Source organism: Thalassovita taeanensis (assembly GCF_900110775.1).
Lineage (GTDB): Bacteria > Pseudomonadota > Alphaproteobacteria > Rhodobacterales > Rhodobacteraceae > Litorimicrobium > Litorimicrobium taeanense.
On sequence record NZ_FOEP01000016.1, the window covers coordinates 17,247 to 36,746 of the forward strand.

At 62.7% G+C, this 19,500-nt stretch carries 17 protein-coding genes and 1 tRNA gene; 8 read left to right on the forward strand and 10 right to left on the reverse strand.

Going from position 1 to position 19,500, the window contains the following annotated elements; all coding sequences use genetic code 11:
- Window positions 1-128: 128 nt before the first annotated feature.
- The 7 genes from rpoD to BSF79_RS16705 all read right to left on the reverse strand — a co-directional run bounded on the left by rpoD (window position 129) and on the right by BSF79_RS16705 (window position 9,989).
- Entirely contained in the window at window positions 129-2,111 is a 1,983-nt protein-coding gene (gene rpoD / locus BSF79_RS16670) for an RNA polymerase sigma factor RpoD (RefSeq protein ID WP_090270967.1), read from the reverse strand.
- 135 nt (window positions 2,112-2,246) lie between these two features.
- Entirely contained in the window at window positions 2,247-4,229 is a 1,983-nt protein-coding gene (gene dnaG, locus BSF79_RS16675; RefSeq protein ID WP_090270968.1) for a DNA primase, read from the reverse strand.
- Between the two features lie 148 nt (window positions 4,230-4,377).
- A complete protein-coding gene (locus BSF79_RS16680) occupies window positions 4,378-4,686 on the reverse strand; it encodes a hypothetical protein (RefSeq protein WP_090270969.1) in 309 nt (102 codons plus the stop codon).
- Between the two features lie 232 nt (window positions 4,687-4,918).
- Window positions 4,919-5,467, reverse strand: a complete 549-nt coding sequence (locus tag BSF79_RS16690; protein WP_090270971.1) for a sarcosine oxidase subunit gamma — start codon at window positions 5,465-5,467, stop codon at window positions 4,919-4,921.
- Window positions 5,460-8,390: a sarcosine oxidase subunit alpha family protein gene (locus BSF79_RS16695; protein WP_090270972.1), complete on the reverse strand. Its 2,931-nt coding sequence runs from the start codon at window positions 8,388-8,390 to the stop codon at window positions 5,460-5,462. Before BSF79_RS16695 ends, BSF79_RS16690 begins: the two co-directional genes overlap by 8 nt.
- Window positions 8,387-8,659, reverse strand: a complete 273-nt coding sequence (locus BSF79_RS16700; RefSeq protein WP_090270973.1) for a sarcosine oxidase subunit delta — start codon at window positions 8,657-8,659, stop codon at window positions 8,387-8,389. Before BSF79_RS16700 ends, BSF79_RS16695 begins: the two co-directional genes overlap by 4 nt.
- Window positions 8,660-8,735: 76 nt before the next feature.
- Complete coding sequence (locus BSF79_RS16705; RefSeq protein WP_090270974.1) at window positions 8,736-9,989, reverse strand: sarcosine oxidase subunit beta family protein; 1,254 nt, start codon at window positions 9,987-9,989, stop codon at window positions 8,736-8,738.
- A gap of 519 nt (window positions 9,990-10,508) precedes the next feature.
- Between BSF79_RS16705 and BSF79_RS16710 the strand changes: the two genes are divergently transcribed.
- The 3 genes from BSF79_RS16710 to BSF79_RS16720 are packed head-to-tail and all read left to right on the forward strand — an operon-like array spanning window position 10,509 to window position 13,203.
- Complete coding sequence (locus tag BSF79_RS16710; RefSeq protein ID WP_245776439.1) at window positions 10,509-12,101, forward strand: pilus assembly protein TadG-related protein; 1,593 nt, start codon at window positions 10,509-10,511, stop codon at window positions 12,099-12,101.
- The gene (locus BSF79_RS16715; RefSeq protein WP_090270976.1) at window positions 12,098-12,631 is read left to right on the forward strand and encodes a TadE/TadG family type IV pilus assembly protein; all 534 of its coding nucleotides are present in this window, start codon (window positions 12,098-12,100) and stop codon (window positions 12,629-12,631) included. The genes BSF79_RS16710 and BSF79_RS16715 overlap by 4 nt, the downstream gene beginning before the upstream one ends.
- A gap of 5 nt (window positions 12,632-12,636) precedes the next feature.
- Window positions 12,637-13,203 (forward strand): TadE/TadG family type IV pilus assembly protein, encoded by a 567-nt coding sequence (locus BSF79_RS16720; protein WP_090270977.1) that lies wholly within the window; start codon window positions 12,637-12,639, stop codon window positions 13,201-13,203.
- A gap of 89 nt (window positions 13,204-13,292) precedes the next feature.
- Here BSF79_RS16720 and BSF79_RS16725 read toward each other — a convergent pair whose 3' ends face one another.
- Together BSF79_RS16725 and BSF79_RS16730 are read right to left on the reverse strand one after the other, a co-directional pair.
- The gene (locus BSF79_RS16725; RefSeq protein ID WP_090271045.1) at window positions 13,293-13,769 is read right to left on the reverse strand and encodes a hypothetical protein; all 477 of its coding nucleotides are present in this window, start codon (window positions 13,767-13,769) and stop codon (window positions 13,293-13,295) included.
- Between the two features lie 142 nt (window positions 13,770-13,911).
- On the reverse strand, window positions 13,912-14,499 hold the full coding sequence (locus BSF79_RS16730; RefSeq protein ID WP_090270978.1) for a TetR/AcrR family transcriptional regulator: 588 nt from the start codon (window positions 14,497-14,499) through the stop codon (window positions 13,912-13,914).
- A 103-nt stretch (window positions 14,500-14,602) separates the two neighbouring features.
- On the opposite strand from BSF79_RS16730, the gene BSF79_RS16735 reads away from it, so the two are divergent.
- From BSF79_RS16735 to BSF79_RS16755, 5 genes are all read left to right on the forward strand, one after another.
- Window positions 14,603-14,860, forward strand: a complete 258-nt coding sequence (locus tag BSF79_RS16735; protein WP_139246473.1) for a hypothetical protein — start codon at window positions 14,603-14,605, stop codon at window positions 14,858-14,860.
- A 135-nt stretch (window positions 14,861-14,995) separates the two neighbouring features.
- Complete coding sequence (locus BSF79_RS16740) at window positions 14,996-16,282, forward strand: homoserine dehydrogenase (RefSeq protein WP_090270980.1); 1,287 nt, start codon at window positions 14,996-14,998, stop codon at window positions 16,280-16,282.
- Window positions 16,283-16,292: 10 nt separating this feature from the next.
- Entirely contained in the window at window positions 16,293-16,991 is a 699-nt protein-coding gene (locus tag BSF79_RS16745) for a ceramidase domain-containing protein (protein ID WP_090270981.1), read from the forward strand.
- Between the two features lie 78 nt (window positions 16,992-17,069).
- The gene (gene recJ / locus BSF79_RS16750) at window positions 17,070-18,815 is read left to right on the forward strand and encodes a single-stranded-DNA-specific exonuclease RecJ (RefSeq protein ID WP_090270982.1); all 1,746 of its coding nucleotides are present in this window, start codon (window positions 17,070-17,072) and stop codon (window positions 18,813-18,815) included.
- 88 nt (window positions 18,816-18,903) lie between these two features.
- Window positions 18,904-18,978 (forward strand) — tRNA-Glu (locus BSF79_RS16755).
- Between the two features lie 115 nt (window positions 18,979-19,093).
- On the opposite strand, the gene BSF79_RS20015 is transcribed toward BSF79_RS16755, so the two are convergent.
- Window positions 19,094-19,444, reverse strand: a complete 351-nt coding sequence (locus BSF79_RS20015) for a hypothetical protein (protein ID WP_139246474.1) — start codon at window positions 19,442-19,444, stop codon at window positions 19,094-19,096.
- Between the last annotated feature and the right edge of the window lie 56 nt (window positions 19,445-19,500).

The following is a 19,500-nucleotide window of genomic DNA, read 5'->3' on the forward strand; positions in this document are numbered from 1 at the left end:
GTTCGCGCCAGCGAAAGGGGCATGTGAACGCAATTTCGTGAATGCGGCAGAACGCGAAAAGGCCCCCCGAAGGGTGCCTTTTGCGTGTCGGTATAACGTCGGTATCGCGTCGGTATTCCGTCGGTGCTTTACTGATCCAGAAAGCTGCGCAGTTTGCGCGAGCGGCTGGGGTGTTTCAGTTTGCGCAGGGCCTTGGCCTCGATCTGACGGATCCGTTCGCGGGTCACGCTGAACTGCTGACCAACCTCTTCGAGGGTGTGGTCGGTGTTCATGCCGATGCCAAACCGCATCCGCAACACGCGCTCTTCTCGCGGGGTGAGCGAGGCGAGGACGCGGGTCGTGGTTTCCTTGAGGTTTTCCTGAATGGCGCTGTCGAGCGGCAGCACGGCATTCTTGTCCTCGATGAAATCGCCCAGCTGGCTGTCTTCTTCGTCGCCGATCGGGGTTTCGAGGGAGATCGGCTCTTTGGCGATCTTCATCACCTTGCGCACTTTTTCGAGCGGCATTTGCAGCTTTTCGGCCAGCTCTTCGGGCGTGGGTTCGCGACCGATTTCGTGCAGCATCTGGCGACCGGTGCGGACCAGCTTGTTGATCGTTTCGATCATGTGCACCGGGATACGGATGGTGCGGGCCTGATCGGCGATCGAGCGGGTGATCGCCTGACGGATCCACCAGGTGGCGTAGGTCGAAAACTTATACCCGCGACGGTATTCGAATTTATCCACGGCCTTCATCAGGCCAATGTTGCCTTCCTGAATGAGGTCAAGGAACTGCAGCCCGCGGTTGGTGTATTTCTTGGCGATCGAGATCACGAGGCGCAGGTTGGCTTCGACCATCTCTTTCTTGGCTTGGCGGGCTTCTTTTTCGCCCTTCTGCACCTGAGCAACGATGCGGCGGAATTCGCTGATGTCCAGACCGACGTATTGACCGACCTGCGCCATGTCGTTGCGCAGCTCTTCGACCTTGTCGGTCGAGCGTTCGATGAACATCTGCCAGCCGCGACCGGGCTTTTCGCCCATCCGCTCCAGCCATGTCGGGTCAAGTTCGCAACCACGATAGGCATCGACGAATTCGCGCCGGTTGATCCGGGCCTGATCGGCGAGTTTGACCATCGCGCTGTCGATCTGCATCACACGGCGGTTGATGCCGTAGAGCTGATCGATCAGGGCCTCGATCCGGTTGTTGTGCAGGTGAAGTTCATTCACCAGCAGCACGATTTCCGAACGCAGGGTCTGATAGGTAACTTCTTCTACGGAGGAGAAGCTGTCATCCTCGTTCAACGTGGCGGAAATCCGGCTGTCCTGCATTTCGGACAGGCGCGCAAAATCGGCGGCGATGTGGTTCAGCGTGTCGAGAACGCGCTGCTTCAGCGCAGCCTCCATCGCGGCAAGCGACATGTTGGCCTGTTCGTCTTCGTCGTCGTCGTCATCATCGTTATTGATCGGATTGCCGTCGGCGTCATATTCCTGCTCGTCCGAGGTGGCTTTGGGGGCGGTGGTGGCGTTGGCCACTTCGACCACGGGTTCGTTGGCGCCCTCTTCTTCCATGTGGGTGCCGAAGGTCGCTTCGAGGTCGATCACATCGCGCAGCAGGATGTCTTCGGACAGAAGTTCGTCGCGCCAGATCGTGATCGCCTGAAAGGTCAGCGGGCTTTCGCACAGGCCCGCGATCATGGTGTTGCGGCCGGCCTCGATCCGCTTGGCGATGGCAATCTCGCCTTCGCGGCTCAGCAGTTCGACGCTGCCCATCTCGCGCAGGTACATGCGGACCGGGTCATCGGTGCGGTCAAGTTTTTCGCCGGTGCCCGAGGACAACGCCACATCGCGGTTCGCAGAGGCATCGACGATCGCGGTGGATTTGCTTTCTTCCTCCTCGACCTCGTCATCCTCGATGATGTTGATGCCCATTTCCGAGAGCATCGACATCACGTCTTCGATCTGTTCCGAGGACACCTGATCGGGCGGCAGCACCTGATTGAGCTGATCGTAGGTGATGTAGCCCCGCTCTCGCGCCTCGGCGATCATCTTTTTGACGGCGGCTTGGCTCATGTCGAGGCTGCCGTCGTTTTCCTGATCTTCTGGCTTGCTGTCGTCGGTATCTTTGGCGGCCATGTACGTCTCCTGCGCAGGTGTGGTCTTGCGGCTGGCTTGGTCGGCGGGTGATTCGTTAACCCGAATCAATAGCGTGATTGAGTGATTCGGACACCCGTCTAACCGGATTTCTTTCCTAATTCCTCACTAAAACGCCTATCTTGTGCGTTTGGCGAAGTTGATTTTGCTGGTCAGGGCGTCAAGAACGCTGCGCTCGTCGCGCTTGATTCGGACGCCGTTGGGAGCCACGTCATATTCTGCCTTATCTTCCTGCTGACTGCGAATCGCTTTGTTGTGCACCTCGGCGGCATGGGCGACACGCCATGTCAGCGACTCGTCCAGCACATCGCTGAACATTTCTTCGGCGGCCTCATCTACCTCCTCGATCCAGCCACGGGCGGCTTGCAGCTTGGCCAGTTCCTCGGCCACGGTCATGCGCGCGATCTCTGCGTCGCCGGGCCGACGGATCGAGGGTGCAATGGCGACATGGGGCAGCGCCAGCAGGCTTTCAACCCCGTCAGGGCCCATCGCATCGGAAATCTTATGCGCCAGATTGCCATCCGCATTGGCACCCGGCCCCGCATAGCGCAACAGGATGTCGCGCAGATGTGCCAGATCAGGGGCATGGCAGACCATCCGCTCAAGCTGACTTTCGAATTCAGCGATCAGGCTGGGGGTCAGAACCAGAGTGGCCAGGATCACGGATTCGCGCAGGTGGTTCTGCACACCGTCCCCCGAGGCCACCAGCATCGAGGATTTGGTGCTGGCCTGTGCCGGGGCGGGGGTGCCGGGGCGTTGCCATTTGCCTTTGCCACCCGGCGCAAAGCCCGGGTTGAACGCGGCGCGTTTGCGCGACTGTCCGAACAGGTCCCAGCGCATCTCCTTGATCGCCTCGCCATAGTGGCCGCGAATAGAGGGGTCCTTGATCAGCTTGATCTTTTCGCGCAACGCCTTGTCCAGCGCGGCCTTGCGTTCGGGGCTGTCAAACACGCGGCCTTCGGTTTCGCGCTGCCACAGCAGGCTGACCATCGGGATCGCCTGATCCAGCAGGGTCTGCATCGCCCCTGCCCCACCTGCGCGGATCAGGTCGTCGGGGTCCTTGCCCTCGGGCAGGATGGCGAAGCGCAGCGATTGCCCGGCTTCCAGCAGTGGCAGGGCAGTATCAATCACCCGCATCGCAGCGCGCAGGCCGGCGGTATCGCCATCCAGCGCGATAATCGGCTCAGGCGCGATGCGCCACAGCAGCTGCAGCTGCGTTTCGGTCACAGCGGTGCCAAGCGGGGCGACCGTGGCACCGAACCCGGCCTCGGACAGGGCGATCACATCCATATAGCCTTCGGCGACGATCAGCGGCTGGCCCTTGCCTGCCGCCTCGCGTGCGGGGCCGTGGTTGTAAAGGCTGCGCCCCTTGTCGAACAGTTCGGTCTCGGGCGAGTTGAGGTATTTGGCGTTGTCGTTTGGGTCCATCGCCCGGCCGCCAAAGGCGATGCAGCGCCCGCGTGGGTCGCGGATCGGATAGATGATGCGGTTGCGAAAGGTATCATACGGGCGTTTGCCCTTGGTCGAGGCCTTGGCCAGACCGGCCCCGAGGATCAGATCCTCGGGCACACCCTTGGCGGTCAGGTGATCCCACAGCCCCTGCCAGGCATCCGGCGCAAACCCGATTTCAAACCGCTCAAGCGTAGCAGGGGCAAGCCCGCGCCGGTCAAGATAGGATCGCGCCGCCTGGGCGGCGCCTGTCCTGAGCTGAAGGCGGAAGAACTGGACAGCGAGATCCATGACCTCGGCCAGCTGCGTGCGGCGGTCGGATTTTTGCTGGGCCTGCGGATCACGGGCGGGCATCGGCAGGCCGGCCTCACGCGCGAGAATCTCGACCGCCTCCATAAAATCGACATTTTCGGTTTCGCGCACAAAGCTGATGGCGTCGCCCTTGGCGTGGCAGCCGAAGCAATAATAATACCCCTTGCGGTCATCTACATGAAAAGACGCGCTTTTTTCCTGATGGAACGGGCATGGCGCCCACATGTCGCCCTTGCCCTGATTGGATTTGCGCGGATCCCACATGACCTTGCGCCCCACCACCTGAGACAGGCTGGTGCGGGTGCGCAATTCATCAAGGAAACCGGGTGGGAGACTCATGAAGGTGAATATAGTCCGAGGAACCGGCCAATGCCATGGGCTTGGCAGCGGTTAAAACGCAGCACGCACAAGACATGCACATCACATGCACATAGCATGCAGAAAGACCGACCGACAGCCGACCCGCCCCAGAGATCAGGAACCGCGCCTATTGCGAATAGGCCAGACAGGCGTCGGTGAAGCTGCGGGCGACACCTTCGTTCACCTGATCGTCCGGCAGCGAATACACCCAGTTCACCAGCACATCGACGTTGGCCTGATACTTGGTCCCTGCGATACCTTCGGCTTTCTGGATCGTTTTGGTCGCGCGCATTTCCGACTTGTGCCTGCTGCGCAGATCGACCGCCTGAGCGACGATATCGGACTGAAGCGCACAGCGGTCCTGTTTCTCGGCATCGGTTTCGGCAAAAGCCGGACCTGCGAGAACCAGCGCGGCAACGGTCAGAAAACGGATCATGGAGCACCTCGAGTCAAAACGATTTCCGCCTTGATGCCAGCCTATTCAACCTTGTGCAAGTTCGCCCCGGATCGCGGCGCGCTGCGCGGGCGGGATACTGCGCGCCTGTGTTTCTTTCTGATCCAAATACTCAAAAATCGACCGTGGCCACCGACGCGCGGCCCACTGGCGGGCGCGTCGGTGCGGCATGTGGCGTTTGAGTATTTCAGTCAGAAAGAAACATCAGCCCGGATCATCCGGCGCGCGCTGTAACCGCCTCGATCGCAGTTTTCAGGTCGTGCACGAGGGTGTGCGCCATCGAGCGGAAGACCATGATCTGAAACGCCTGCGGCCCGGTGCGGGTGATCGAGGCCATCATGTGCATCAGGTCAGTGCGCGCGGTGTGGCCGCGTTTGAACTGCGGTGCGCGCAGGTCGAGCGGGGTCAGGCGCGCCAGCACGTCGGCGGCCCCCGGCCCTTCCAGTCGGACAACGGCCCAAGCGTCGGATTGGTCGGTCAGCGCCGCATATTGCGCCAGCGAAGGGTCCGGCGCGGGGCCGATCAGCAGGCTGTGGGCATGGCCAAACCAGATCGTGCGGGCGCCGTCTTTGCCGGTTGCGCGATTGGGCGCGGGCAGTGCCATGCCATGGGCGGTTTTCAGCGCCTCGGACAGGGCAGAGGTTTGGCCTTTGAGCGGCGCGACGGCGGTCATGTGGCCGGGGTCTACTTCTGTCAGGGTCAGCGTGCCGATGCTGAGCGGCAGCAGCCCGGCGCAGGGGGTTTTCGCGGTCAGGTCAGCCACGGGCGCGTCCTCCGTCTTGGTCGAAAAACACCGGGTCGCAGATTTCGACCCGTGTGGTGATGCCGCGCAGGTGGTCCACCAGTGTGATCACCTCGCCCAGTCGGGCGGGGCCGCGTTGCACGAAGGCCAGCCCCATGAAGTGCCCCAGTGTCGGCGAGAAGGCGACCGAGGTGACATAGCCTTGGGCGTTTTCGCGGGTAGGTGCATCGCCTGCGGTGAAGAGGTGGGCGCCCGCGGTCAGCTGCTTGATCGCGCCCACGGGTTTCAACCCGACAAGTTGTTCGCGGTCGGGATCGGTCAGGCCGGGGCGTTGCGCGGCGGTTTTGCCGATGCAATCCTTGGCGTCGGAGATCATCCGCGCCATCCCCAGATCGAAAGCGGTGGTGCGTCCATGCAGTTCGGCGTGGGTGAGGAAGCCCTTTTCGATGCGCAGCACGTTCAGCGCCTCCATCCCATACGCTCCGCCGTCCAGCGTTTCGGCGCGCGCCACCAGTTGCCGGAACAGGCTGTCGCCAAAGCGGGCGGGCACGGCGATTTCATAGGCCTGTTCGCCCGAAAACGAGATGCGGAACAGCCGCGCCTTGGTGCCTTTGATGCTGGCGGGCCCGCAGGCCATGAAGGGGAAGTTGTCGTTGCTCAGCGGCTTGTCCAGCAGGCCATTCAGCAGGTCGCGGGATTTTGGCCCGGCAACGGCGAATTGCGCCCATTGTTCCGTGACCGAGATCAGCGAGACATCCCATTCGGGGTGCAGCGCTTGGTGGGTAAATTCCAGGTGTCGCATGACCTGAGCGGCGGCGGCGGTGGTGGTGGTCATCACATAGTGATGTTCGCCCAGCCGCGCCGTGGTGCCGTCATCCATGACGTGGCCGTCTTCGCGCAGCATCAGCCCATAGCGGCAGCGGCCCGGTTTGAGGCTGGAGAAGCGGTTGGTATAGACGAAGTCGAGCAGTTTCGCCGCGTCCGGTCCCTGAATGTCGATCTTGCCCAGGGTCGAGACGTCGCAGACGCCGACGGCGTTGCGGACCATGCCGACCTCGCGGTCGCAGCTTTGGCGCCAGTGGGTTTCGCCGGGGGCGGGAAAGACGCTGGGGCGGTACCACAGCCCGGCCTCGATCATCGGAGCGCCTGCGTCGAGGCTGGCCCGGTGCGAGGTGGTGAAGCGTTGCGGGGCAAAGCCTGTGCCCTGTGCGTGCGCCCCCATCGCGGCAATGGCGGTGGGGACATAGGGCGGGCGGAAGGTCGTGGTGCCGGTGCCCGGAATGCTGCGCCCGGTGGCATCGGCCAGCACCGCAAGGGCGGCGGTGTTGGAGCTTTTGCCCTGATCGGTGGCCATGCCTTGGGTGGTATAGCGTTTCATATGCTCGACGCTGCGGAAATTCTCGGTCGCGGCTTGCTTGACGTCTTTGACCGTCACGTCGTTCTGGAAATCCAGCCAGGCGCGGCCTTTGCCCGGCACCGACCAGAGCGGGGTGATGGCATAGGGCGTATCCTCGGCGCGGGGGGATTTGAGGGCGGCCGCCCGGCGGCCCAACGCCTGAAGTGCTGTGGTGGCGGCGGTCAGGCCGTCGGTCAGGCATTGGTGGGTGGAAAACTGGCCATTGCAGGCGCCCGCAGCGGTCAGCCCCGGCACCATGCCCGGCTGGGGGACAAATGCCGCGATTTCAGGGTTCCACACCGGTCTGCCGTTCATGTGGCAGGTCAGGTGCACCGAGGGGTTCCAGCCGCCCGACATGGCCAGACAATCGGTCTGGATCTTGTCGATGCCGCTGGGGGTGGCGATGCTGATCGCCTCCAGCCCCTTGCGGCCCGCGCTGTCGCAGACCTGCCCGCCGGGATAGAACCGTAAATCAAGATCACAGGTGGCATCGGGGCGGGCATCAATCAGGGCGGCGACATGCACGCCCGCATCGATCAGATCGGCGGCGGTGCGGTGAATGCTGTCGGTATTGCCAAACAGGGTCACGGCGCGGCCCGGACTGACCGCCCAGCGGTTGACATAGGCGCGCACGGCGCTGGCCATCATGATGCCGGGGCGATCATTGTTGCGAAATGCCACCGGGCGCTCCAGCGCGCCTGCGGCCAGCACCGCCTGTCCGGCGACAATGCGCCAGAAGGTTTCCTTGGGCGCGCCTTTGCGGCTGGCGACGGCGTGCGGCAGCCGCTCCAGCGCGCCATATGTGCCGCCATCATAGGCGCCGGTGACGGTGGTGCGGGTCATGATCCGCACATTCTCCATCGCCGCCAGCTCGGCCGTGATCTCCTCGGCCCAGAGCGCGCCGGGCAGACCGTCGATCTCCTGCGTATCGGCATTCAGCCGCCCGCCGGTGCGGGTATCCTCGTCGCACAAGATCACATCGGCGCCGCTGTCCGCCGCCAGCTTGGCCGCCATCAGACCCGCAGGCCCGGCGCCAATCACCAACAGATCACAATGCGCATGAGCGCGCTCATAGGTATCAGCATTGTGCTGCCCGCTGAGCGCGCCAAGGCCCGCAGCACGGCGGATCACCGGCTCATACAGCTTTTCCCAGAAGGCACGCGGCCACATGAAGGTCTTGTAGTAAAACCCCGCCCCCAGAAACGGCGCACCAAGATCGTTCAGCGCCAGCAGGTCCCACTCGAGCGAGGGCCAGCGGTTCTGGCTGCGCGCCTCCAACCCGTCAAAAAGCTCCAGCGTGGTGGCACGGATGTTGGGGTCCTGCGCCGCCCCCTGCCCGACCGTGACCAGCGCGTTCGGCTCTTCACTGCCTGCGGTCAAAACCCCGCGCGGGCGATGATACTTGAACGAGCGCGCCACCAGCCGGACATCATGCGCCAACAGCGCCGAGGCCAGCGTATCCCCGGCGAAGCCCTGATACCGCCGCCCATCGAAGCTGAAACTGACCGGACTGTTGCGGTCGATCTGACCCTTGCCATCAAGCCTCATGCCAGCCCCTCCCGCACAGTTGCGGCCAGATCGGTGGTCAGCACCGCATGCGTCACGGTATTGCGCGTCACCACCAGCCAGGCGCCGCAGCCCTGCTCGTGATACCACAGGTCGCGCGTCACCCCGGCGGGGTTCTCGCGGTTGTGCAGATAATCATCCCAGGCCGCACCGCCCGCGTCGGGCGCGGGCCGCTCCAGCGCCACCGCGTCGCCCTGATAGGTGAACTCGCGCCGGTCGCGCGCGCCGCAATGTGGACAGATGATCCTCATGCCGCCCCTTCCCGCAGGGCGCACCCTGCTGTTTCTTTCTGATCCAAATACTCAAATCCCGACATCGCCACGCGCCTCAATGCAGATTGTGTTGCGAACCGGTGCCTTCTTCGTCCATCAGACCGCGCCCGGTGCGGAAACGGTCAAGGCGAAAGCCTGCGGCAGTGTCATGCGGGGTGCCGGTGGCGATCAGGTGGGCGGTGGCCCAGCCCGACGCAGGCACCGCTTTGAAACCGCCATAGTTCCAGCCGCAGTTCAGGAACAACCCGCCGATATCGGTCTTGTCGATCACCGGCGAGCCATCGGGCGACATATCCATCACCCCGCCCCAGCTGCGCAGCACCTTGGCTTTGCCGATCATCGGCATCAGGGTCATGCCCGCCTCCATCACATGTTCCATCATCGGCAGGTTGCCGCGTTGGGCATAGGAGGCATAGAAATCCAGGTCGCCGCCGAACACCAGCCCGCCCTTGTCGGACTGGCTGATATAGAAGTGCCCCATGCCGAAGCTGACCACGTGGTTGATCACCGGCTTGATGCCTTCGGTCACGAAGGCTTGCAGGATGTGGCTTTCGATCGGCAGGCGCATTCCGGCCATCGCCGCCACCTGCCCGGAACGCCCCGCGACGACCATCGCGACCTTTTTGGCGCGGATCGTGCCTCGGGTCGTTTGCACGCCTTTGACGGTGCCGTTTTCGATGTCGATGCCGGTGACTTCGCAATTCTGAATCAGGTCAACGCCGCGGGTATCGGCGCCGCGGGCGTAGCCCCAGGCCACCGCATCATGGCGCGCGGTGCCGCCGCGCGGGTGCAGCAGGCCACCATAGACCGGGAAGCGGGTATTATCGAAATCCAGATAGGGCAGATGTTTGCGCACGCCCTCGCGGTCCAGCAGCACGGCGTCGTCGCCCTGATTGATCATCGCGTTGCCGCGCCGGGCGAAGGCATCGCGCTGGCCATCAGAGTGGAACAGGTTGATCAGCCCGCGCTGCGAATGCATGACGTTATAGTTCAGGTCGTGTTCCAGCCCCTCCCACAGCTTCAGGGAATGAGAGTAGAATTCCGAGTTGCCGGGCAGGAAATAATTGGCGCGCACGATGGTGGTGTTGCGCCCGACATTGCCGCCGCCGACATAGCCCTTTTCCAGCACCGCCACGTTGGTGATCCCGTGGTTGCGCGCCAGATAATAGGCGGTGGACAGCCCGTGCCCGCCGCCGCCGATGATGATCACGTCATAGTCGGATTTCGGCTCGGGATCGCGCCAGTGCGGCGTCCATCCGGTATTGCCGGTCAACCCTTCTTTCAGCACACGCAGGCCGGAAAAACGCATAGGACCCCCTGTCATTCTGGCCCCGAGTGAACCAACTTCGGGCCACACTAGCAATGGGCAGAGCGGATGCGCCCGCTCTTTTCGACACTGGCAGGTCAGGAAACGACCGATCCCGGCGGCAGCATGGGGTGCCGGGCGCCGGTGCCGCGCATTGCCACAAGTGTTAACGGGCGCATGGGGTTTTTCGCGCAAAGGCGCCGGGCACGCCCGATGCGCACAGGGCATTGTGGCGCGCCCCGAAACAGAGCCTGAAAGCCCGAACCATTCCAGTAAAAGGGAATACAATAGCCAACGCTTTGCCCTCAGGCTGCCCTATTTCAGCCACGAATGGCGGGCATCAAGTACCAAGCGCGAAATGTATCCAGTGTTCGGCTTTAACGAATCGCAGTGCGCAATGAGGTGTGAAAAATGAAGCAGAAGCAAAGTAAAAACCGCAGGGCCCCTTTACGACTTCCCCAGCGTTTTGGTCACCGTGCGCTGGCACGGTTGCGTCACTTCGGGCGGGATGACGAGGGGGCCATGGTCGCCTTCAGCCTTTTCCTGTTCTTGATGATGGTGCTTGCTGGCGGCGTCGGGATTGACCTGATGCGCTATGAACGCGACCGCACCAAGTTGCAGAACACTCTGGACCGCGCGGTTCTGGCGGCGGCGGACCTGGATCAGACCCTGCCCGCGAAAGCGGTGGTGGAGGATTATTTCGACAAGGCCGGGATCGGTCAGTACCTGACCGACGTCACGGTGGATGAAGGTGTGGGATTTCGTTCGGTCAGTGCGACGGCCGAGTCGACGCTGAAAACCTTTTTCCTGAAGCTGTCGGGCATCAGCACCCTGTCGGCGGCAGCCGCCGGCACGGCAGAAGAGCGGATCGACGGCGTGGAGATCTCACTGGTGCTGGACGTGTCCGGCTCGATGAGCAGCAACTCTCGGCTGGCGCGACTGAAGCCTGCAGCGCGTGATTTCGTGGATACGGTTATGGCCGCCTCGGAAGATGGCAAGGTGTCGGTTTCGGTGGTCCCCTATGCAACGCAGGTCAGTGCGGGCAAGGCGCTTTTGAGCAAATTCAACGTGACGCAGGAGCATGACTACTCCTACTGCATCAACTTCAATGGCGATGACTTCAGTTCGGCTTCGATGTCGCGGGTCGCGCTTTTTGAACGCACGGCGCATTTTGACCCGTTCACCTATTCCGAAGGCGAGTTGGGCATGCCGGTCTGCCCTGTGGGCGCGAACAAAGAGATTCTGCCGCTGTCACGCAGCGCCAACACATTGCATGGCTTCATCAATGGGTTGGAGGCCGGTGGCAACACCTCGATCGACATCGGGATGAAATGGGGGCTGACCTTGCTGGATCCTGGCACACAGTCGGTGGTGACGGAGCTGACCTCGGAGGGCGAGATCGACGCGGCCTTTTCCGGGCGTCCCGTCAACTATACCGATGGCACCACGCTGAAGGTGATTGTGCTGATGACCGACGGACAGAACACCGATCAGTATATGCTGAACCCATCGTTGCGGGACGGCGACTCAGACGTCTATTACAACGAAGAGGCCCAGAGGTATTCGGTGGCGAACAACAGCGGCACCCACGACAATTCCACCACCTATTTCTGGCCAAGCCCGCTTGACGGACAGTGGCATGACCATCCTTACGGCAACGGAACCCATGAAGAATGCACCACCAGTTACAGTGGGGGTTATTATTATTACGGCGGGGGTAAGAATAAGGGGACGACAACCTGCAGCACCGTCGATGAACCAGGTGCATCCGTCCGACTGGAATTCCCACAGCTATGGAACCGCATATCGTTGGCATCGAACGCGAACGACAACTATTACTTCAATAACAACGCCTGGGCCGAGTGGTACAACGCGGCATTCACCAAGAAAGAATCCGCAGCCAAGAACCAGCAGACCAAACACATCTGCAATCAGGCCAAGGATAACGGCGTGATCATCTTCGCCATCGGGTTCGAAGCCCCAAACAACGGTCGAAAGCTTCTGAAGGACTGCGCAAGTTCGGACAGCCATTATTTCGATGCGAGCGGACTGGAAATCAACGATGCGTTTGAGTCCATCGCCGCCTCGATCCGCAAGCTGAGGTTGACGCAATGAGACCGTTGTTTTCACGCCTCCGCCGATTTTTCCGCACGGAGCAGGGCAATGCCAGCATCGAATTTGTGCTGCTGTTCCCGATTTTCTTCACCCTGCTGGCCTCGACCTTCGAACTGTCGGCCATCACGATCCGCGGGTCGATGTTGGAACGCGCGGTGGATCTGGCAGTGCGCGATATCCGTCTGGGCACCGGCAGCGCGCCGCAGCATGATGCCATCAAGCAGGCAGTCTGTGACCGCGCGCCGATCATTCGCGATTGCACCAACAACCTGCGGGTCGAGATGTTTCACGCGGACCCGGTCAACTGGGTTGAACCGAGTGCGCAAGCGGATTGCACCGACCTGTCAGAAGAAGTGCAGCCGGTGCGCCGGTTCGAAAATGGTCTGGACAACGAGCTGATGATCATCCGGGTCTGTGCCAAGATCGGCACCCTGTTCCCGACCGTCGGGCTGGGCAACGTCGTGCAAAAAGACGACAATGGTCAGGTCGCGCTGGTTGCAGCCTCTGCATTCGTGCAAGAACCAAGGTGAGTGATATGTTTAAACGGTTGAATAAAAGACTACGCGCCTTTGTGACGGACAGTGACGGCACGGTTGCCGTCGAGACGGTGATCATGCTGCCCATTCTGTTCTGGGCGTTTCTGGCGACCTATGTCTATTTCGATGCCTATCGTCAGACCAGCATCAACAACAAGGCGGCCTATGTGGTGGGCGACGTGCTGTCGCGCGAAACGGATGCGATCGACGACGCCTATATCGACGGGCTCAAGTCCCTGTTCGTGTTTCTGGCCAAGCCGGATTCGGACACCAAGCTGCGGGTCACCGTGGTGATGTGGGATGAAGAGGACAACACATTCAAGCGCGACTGGACAGCGGGGCGCGGTATTGCCGGGCTGAGCAATGCCGAGGTTGCCGCGCTTGACAGCAAGCTGCCGATCATGCCCGACAACGAGCGCGTGATATTGGTTGAGACGTGGAGCACATACTCGCCGCTGTTCGAGGTGGGTCTGGATCAGTCCGACATCTATAATTTCATCTTCACCAGCCCGCGTTTTGCGCCGTTGTTGCCATGGTACGAGGATATCCCGGAAGAAACCTCGTAAATCCGACCGGCGTGGAAGGCCCATTGAAACAGGGATGACCGGCGATTGCCCGGTCATTTTCGTTTGGTCTGATTGGATTGGTTTGTGGGTCAGTCGCGCGCGGCGATCATCGCTTGCAGCAGTTCGGCCATCACTTTGGTCTGCGATCCTGCGGTCACACCGCCGACACCGACGCGGCGGCCCATGCGCCACCACACGCCCGGCATCCAGCGCCGCCGCCCCTGCGAGGCTTTCAGTTGCAGCGTGAACCCGTTGGAGGGCTTGAGCGCGAAGGTGCCACGGTTGACGCGGGTGATCTGATCGACGCGGGCAATCACGGTGCCGTCGCTGTCGCGCAGCTCGGTTTCGGTCAGGGAAATTTCGGTAAGCGTGGCGCGACGCATCTTTTCGGCCAGCGCCAGCGCCAGACCGCCCAGCGTGACCACAAAGACCTGAAGCCCCAGCGTTTGCGGCGGGGTGGTCACCGCGACATAGAGCAAAAGCCCGCCCAGCGACGCCAAAATCCCCACGCCGATCCACCGCCGCGGCGCCGAGGCGCGGACCTGTGCCAGAATGTCATCGCTCATCACTTTGCCCTCCGTTTGCGCGGCCATAGCGCGGATAGGCCGGTATGGCGAGGGGCAATTGCCGGTGGGTGTCGTGGTTTGCGACGTTCACCGGGGTTTTATCACCGGCGGGGCGCATGTGGCCCCCGGCGAACAGGCGCGGTCAGACTGACACAGATTTGCGCACCATATCCCAATAGATGCCTTCGACCTGATCAACGGTCAGGCGCCCGGCGGCGCGGTACCATGTCGTGACCCCGGTCAGCATCGCAATCACCGCCATGGCGGCAATCCGGGGATCGGCGGCGGACAGGCTGCCCTCGGCCTCGCCTGCCCTGAGGATGGATTCGAGTTCATCCTCGTATTGGCGGCGCAGGCCTTCGACGACGGCGAAGTTTTCGGGGCTGAGGCTGCGCAGCTCCATATAAGAGACAAAGACCGCGTCGGGCCGCGCCAGGTGATAGCGGATATGGAAGCGGGTGAAATCCTCGAGCCGGGCCAGTGCGCTGCCGCCTTTGGGGCGTTCGGCGCGGGCGGCCAGAAGCGCCTCCATATGGCCGCGCATCAGGTCGAACAGCAGGCTTTGCTTGTCGGGGATGTAATTATACAGCGCGCCGGCCTGCACGCCGACCTCGGCCGCGATCTGACGCATGGAAACGGCGGCAAAGCCGTGGCGCGCGAACAGGCGCAGCGCGGCCTCCATAACGCGGGGACCGGTGATATCTGAATGTGAGCCTGCGGTGCGTGCCATGGGCGCGTCTATATCTAAACGGTTGTTCAGATCAAAGCCCCCGCTTGCGCTTGGCGCCGGTTTCAGGGCAAAACAGATCAGGCACAGCGACCCGGAGAGCGAAATGCGCGCCCCTGCCCTGTTTTGGGCCTTTTTTCTGGCGCTTGGATGCGCCGCCTGCACCCCGTTTCCCGATCTGGGCGACCGCGGCGCCGAAGCCAGCGCGCGCGCTGCGCCGTTTCCGGTGCTGGTTCCGCTGGAGCCGGTTCTGGAGGCCAGCGCCGATATTCGCATCACCGAGGACACCAGCCCCGCGCTGAATGCGCGCGCGGCAGCTTTGCGTGCCCGCGCGGCGCTGTTGCGGCGTCAGGTTGGGCCCTAGCCTGCCTGCCAAAGCGGCGGAGGATCTGCGATTTGCACCGCTGCGTGACACGGTGGCAATTGCCGCGTTGCATGGGCCGGACAGACCCGATACATCGCCACACAAAGATCACAAAAGACGTTTCAGGAGGCCCGAATGACCCAACCCTTGCGCCTAGGCATTGCCGGATTGGGCACCGTTGGTGTCGGTGTGGTGAAAATTATCCGTCAGCAGGCAGCGCTTTTGACGGCGCGGACCGGGCGCGAGATTGTGATCAGCGCCGTGTCGGCGCGGTCGCGCGGCAAGGACCGGGGCGTGGCGTTGTCGGGCTATGACTGGGAAGACGATCCTGTCGTGTTGGCGCGGCGCGACGATGTCGATGTCTTTATCGAACTGATGGGTGGGTCGGACGGCCCGGCCAAGGCCGCGACCGAAGCGGCGCTGGCGGCGGGCAAGGATGTTGTCACAGCCAACAAGGCCATGTTGGCGATGCACGGTCAGGCGCTGGCCGAAAGTGCCGAGGCGGCGGGCCGGGTGATCCGGTTCGAGGCGGCTGTGGCGGGCGGCATTCCGGTGATCAAGGCGCTGACCGAGGGGTTGGCGGGCAATCAGATCACCCGCGTGATGGGGGTGATGAACGGCTCTTGCAACTATATCCTGACGCGGATGGAAAGCGCCGGCCTGAGCTATGAGCAGGTGTTCGACGAGGCCAACGGGCTTGGCTATCTTGAGGCCGATCCCGAGCTGGATGTGGGCGGGATTGATGCCGGGCACAAGCTGTCGCTGTTGTCGGCGATCGCCTTTGGCACGCAGGTGGATTTTGACGGGGTCGAGTTGGAAGGCATTGGCCGGATCAAGATCGAGGACATCCGACAGGCCGCCGATATGGGATATCGGATCAAGCTGCTGGGTGTGGCGCAGATGACCGGCCGGGGGCTGGAGCAGCGGATGTCGCCCTGCCTTGTGCCGGCGGACAGCCCGCTGGGGCAGCTTGAGGGCGGCACCAACATGGTGGTGCTTGAGGGCGACGCCGTGGGCCAGATTGTATTGCGCGGCGCGGGCGCGGGCGAAGGCCCCACCGCCAGTGCGGTGATGGGCGATGTCTGTGATATCGCGCGCGGGTTCCGGCTGTGCATGTTCGGGCAGCCTGCGGCGACGCTGAAGGTGGCGCCCTCGGCGCGCTCGACCCTGCCGGCGCCTTATTATCTGCGGATGGCATTGCAGGACAAACCCGGCGCGCTGGCCAAAATTGCCACCGTTCTGGGCGAGGCAGGCGTGTCGATCCACCGGATGCGGCAGTATGATCATGTCAATGACAGCGCGCCGGTTTTGATTGTAACCCACAAGACCACGCGCGCCGAACTGGATGTGGCCTTGGCGGCGATGGCGAAAACCGATGTAATGACCGAGGCGCCGGTGGCGTTGCGGATCGAAATGGTCTGAGGACGGGTGAATGTCGCTGCTGGCTCCGGTTGATATCTACTGCGAGCGGCTGGCGCCGGGGTTCTGGGCCGAGCCGGTCAATGCGCTGAGCAACCTGGCCTTTGTGGTCGCGGCGCTTGTGGCGTGGCGGACCGCGCGGCGGATGGGTGTATCGGCCCCGATGCTGTGGGTGTTGATCGCGCTGGCGGCGATGATCGGGGTGGGGTCATTCCTGTTCCACACCTTCGCAAATGGCTGGAGCGAATACGCCGATACGATCCCGATCTGGAGTTTTGTCGCGCTGTATGTGCTGGCGGCGGTCCATTTTCTGGGCGGGGTGGCGCCGGGGCGCCTGACGGTAATTGCGGTCGTGGTTGCGGCGGTTGCAACGGTGGTATTTCTGGCCAGCGGCGAGGGCGCGGCCCCGGTGGCCGAGGCGATCCCGGACCCGCTGAACGGGTCGCAGCAATATGCGCCCGCGCTGGTGGCGCTGCTGGTGTTTACCGCCGTCAGCTGGCGCAGGCAGTTGGCGATGCGCGGTTGGATCACCGGAGCGACGCTGGCCTTTATGGTGTCTTTGGCGTTCCGCACCGTGGATATGAGGGTATGCGCCGGGTTCCCGTTGGGCACGCATTTCATCTGGCATTTGCTGAATGCAGTGATGATCGGGTTGCTGTTGCAGGCGCTGGTGCGCGGCATGGCAGATCGGCGTGGCCCTGAGCGCGCCTGACGCAGGGGATGTGCGGGCTGCGGGGGCGGGATGCCTTCGGCAGGAGTATTTGGATCAGAAAGAAACAAGGGGTGCGGCATGGCATATCTGGGGGTTGAGGCATCACTGACCGGGCGGCGCTGGGTCGGGCCGGGTCCCGAGGTCGAGCGCCAGGCCGAGGCCATGGCGCAGCAGACCGGTCTGCCCACGCCGCTGTGTCAGGCCTTGGCACGGCGCGGCGTGGCGGCGGATCAGGCGGCGGCGTTTCTTGAGCCGCAGTTGCGCGATCTGTTGCCGGACCCGCGATCCCTGAGGGATATGGAGCCTGCTGCCGCGCGGTTTCTGGAGGCGGTGCGCGGGCGGCAGAAGATTGCGGTGTTCGCGGACTATGATGTGGATGGCGGCACCTCGGCCGCGTTGTTGCTGGATTGGCTGCGGCAGATGGGGCGGCAGGCGACGCTGTATGTGCCGGACCGGATCGACGAGGGTTACGGCCCGAATGAGCCTGCGATGGCGGCCTTGGCGCGCGATCACGATCTGATCGTCTGTGTCGATTGCGGCACCTTGAGCCACGGGCCGATTGCGGCGGCTGTCGGCGCGGATGTGGTGGTGTTGGATCACCACCTTGGCGGCGAATCCTTGCCGCCTGCCTTGGCAGTGGTGAACCCGAACCGGCAGGATGAAAGCGGCGATCTGGCGCATCTGTGTGCGGCGGCGGTGGTGTTTTTGATGCTGGTCGAGGCCAATCGCCAGATGCGCGAGGCCGGGGCGCAGGGGCCGGATCTGATGGCGATGCTGGATCTGGTGGCGCTGGCGACGGTGGCTGATGTGGCGCCGCTGATCGGGGTCAACCGGGCGCTGGTGCGTCAGGGGCTGAAGGTGATGGCGCGTCGGGCGCGGCCGGGGCTGGTGGCGCTGTCGGATGTGTCGCGGATGGATCAGGCGCCGAATGCCTATCACCTTGGGTTTCTGCTGGGGCCGCGGGTGAATGCGGGCGGGCGAATTGGGCAGGCCGATCTGGGCGCGCGTCTGCTGGCGACGGACAATATGGCCGAGGCCAAGGCGATGGCCGAACGGCTGGACATGCTGAACACCGAGCGGCGTGAGATCGAGGCGGCCGTGCGCGCCGCCGCGATGGCACAGGCCGAAGAGCGCGGGCTGGACGCGCCGCTGGTCTGGGCGGCTGGCGAGGGCTGGCACCCCGGTGTGGTGGGGATTGTCGCCAGCCGGTTGAAGGAGGCCACAGGGCGGCCTGCGGTGGTGATCGGGCTGGATGGTGACGAGGGCAAAGGCTCGGGCCGGTCGGTGTCGGGGGTGGATCTGGGCGCGAGCATTCAGCGGCTGGCCAGCGAAGGTTTGCTGATCAAGGGCGGCGGTCACAAGATGGCCGCTGGGCTGTCGGTGGAACGCGAGAAGCTGGAACCGGCGATGGCGCGGCTGACCGAGTTGCTGGCGAAACAGGGCGCGGGCGAAGGCGGGCCTGCGGATCTGCGGCTGGACGGTGTGTTGATGCCGGGCGCGGCGCAGGTGGATCTGATCGAACAGATCGAGAAGGCAGGGCCATTCGGCGCCGGGGCCCCTGCCCCGCGCTTTGCCTTTCCGGATGTGGAAATTCGCTTTGCCAAACGGGTCGGCGACTCGCATCTGAAAATCAGCTTTGGCGACGGCTTGGGCGCACGGATCGATGCGATCTGTTTCGGGGCATTTGACACTGCGCTGGGGCCACGGCTTGAGTCGCATGGCGGCGCACGGTTTCATCTGGCCGGACGGTTGGAGATCAACAGCTGGGGCGGTCGGCAATCGGTACAATTGCGGCTGGAAGACGCTGCAGAAGCGGCCTCGTGAGCGCGCGGAAATTTTCCTGCACTTTGGTGTCATTTTCTACTTGCGCAATTCCCAAGCTTTGCCTAGAACCCGCCTCACGCCAACGCTTGGCCCGTTCGTCTATCGGTTAGGACGCCAGGTTTTCAACCTGGAAAGAGGGGTTCGATTCCCCTACGGGCTGCCACTTTGCTTTACAAGTCGTTGATTTTGCTGCGGAATATCTAAACGCCGAAATCCTACTACAAAACTACTACAGTAAAAAATGGTCGGTTTGAGCCTGTCGAACTCCTGCGACGCGATCACGCATTCGTGAACACTTCGCTTGCCCTACCCGGCGGCTGCGCTGCATAATCGGCGAAACAGCGGGGCAAATCATGGCAAAAGTTACTACGACTACCGATTACATTGATGTTGACGGCGATTATGGCGGTTCTGTTGAAGGCGTCGAAGTAACCTGCGACCGCTGCGGTCACTCCGAACAAAGCGCAGGAACGCACGACGGCTCTTTGAAGCGTTGCGCTTACCTTCTTCGGGAAAACTGCCCGCAGAACGAAAACAACTTCTACGTCGTTGAAGAATAGCATTCCCACAGTCAACCGGTAATGAAGGTTGGACGTGCGCAATTTTGGGAGTTTGTCGCTTGATTTCATTGGCTTCGCCTACCATCTTACTCAAGAGCAACGGCGATAATTCACAACAACAATTT

What these genes read in the sequence shown, in the direction of transcription:
- BSF79_RS16725 (WP_090271045.1), bottom strand. Translation starts at nt 13,769, where the DNA reads ATGAGCGATGACATTCTGGCACAGGTCCGCGCCTCGGCGCCGCGGCGG.
- rpoD (WP_090270967.1), bottom strand. Translation starts at nt 2,111, where the DNA reads ATGGCCGCCAAAGATACCGACGACAGCAAGCCAGAAGATCAGGAAAAC.
- BSF79_RS20015 (WP_139246474.1), bottom strand. Translation starts at nt 19,444, where the DNA reads ATGAAATCAAGCGACAAACTCCCAAAATTGCGCACGTCCAACCTTCAT.
- BSF79_RS16695 (WP_090270972.1), bottom strand. Translation starts at nt 8,390, where the DNA reads ATGAGGCTTGATGGCAAGGGTCAGATCGACCGCAACAGTCCGGTCAGT.
- BSF79_RS16720 (WP_090270977.1), top strand. Translation starts at nt 12,637, where the DNA reads ATGTTTAAACGGTTGAATAAAAGACTACGCGCCTTTGTGACGGACAGT.
- BSF79_RS16715 (WP_090270976.1), top strand. Translation starts at nt 12,098, where the DNA reads ATGAGACCGTTGTTTTCACGCCTCCGCCGATTTTTCCGCACGGAGCAG.
- BSF79_RS16730 (WP_090270978.1), bottom strand. Translation starts at nt 14,499, where the DNA reads ATGGCACGCACCGCAGGCTCACATTCAGATATCACCGGTCCCCGCGTT.
- BSF79_RS16735 (WP_139246473.1), top strand. Translation starts at nt 14,603, where the DNA reads ATGCGCGCCCCTGCCCTGTTTTGGGCCTTTTTTCTGGCGCTTGGATGC.
- BSF79_RS16740 (WP_090270980.1), top strand. Translation starts at nt 14,996, where the DNA reads ATGACCCAACCCTTGCGCCTAGGCATTGCCGGATTGGGCACCGTTGGT.
- BSF79_RS16700 (WP_090270973.1), bottom strand. Translation starts at nt 8,659, where the DNA reads ATGAGGATCATCTGTCCACATTGCGGCGCGCGCGACCGGCGCGAGTTC.
- BSF79_RS16745 (WP_090270981.1), top strand. Translation starts at nt 16,293, where the DNA reads ATGTCGCTGCTGGCTCCGGTTGATATCTACTGCGAGCGGCTGGCGCCG.
- BSF79_RS16705 (WP_090270974.1), bottom strand. Translation starts at nt 9,989, where the DNA reads ATGCGTTTTTCCGGCCTGCGTGTGCTGAAAGAAGGGTTGACCGGCAAT.
- BSF79_RS16710 (WP_245776439.1), top strand. Translation starts at nt 10,509, where the DNA reads ATGGTCGCCTTCAGCCTTTTCCTGTTCTTGATGATGGTGCTTGCTGGC.
- BSF79_RS16680 (WP_090270969.1), bottom strand. Translation starts at nt 4,686, where the DNA reads ATGATCCGTTTTCTGACCGTTGCCGCGCTGGTTCTCGCAGGTCCGGCT.
- recJ (WP_090270982.1), top strand. Translation starts at nt 17,070, where the DNA reads ATGGCATATCTGGGGGTTGAGGCATCACTGACCGGGCGGCGCTGGGTC.
- dnaG (WP_090270968.1), bottom strand. Translation starts at nt 4,229, where the DNA reads ATGAGTCTCCCACCCGGTTTCCTTGATGAATTGCGCACCCGCACCAGC.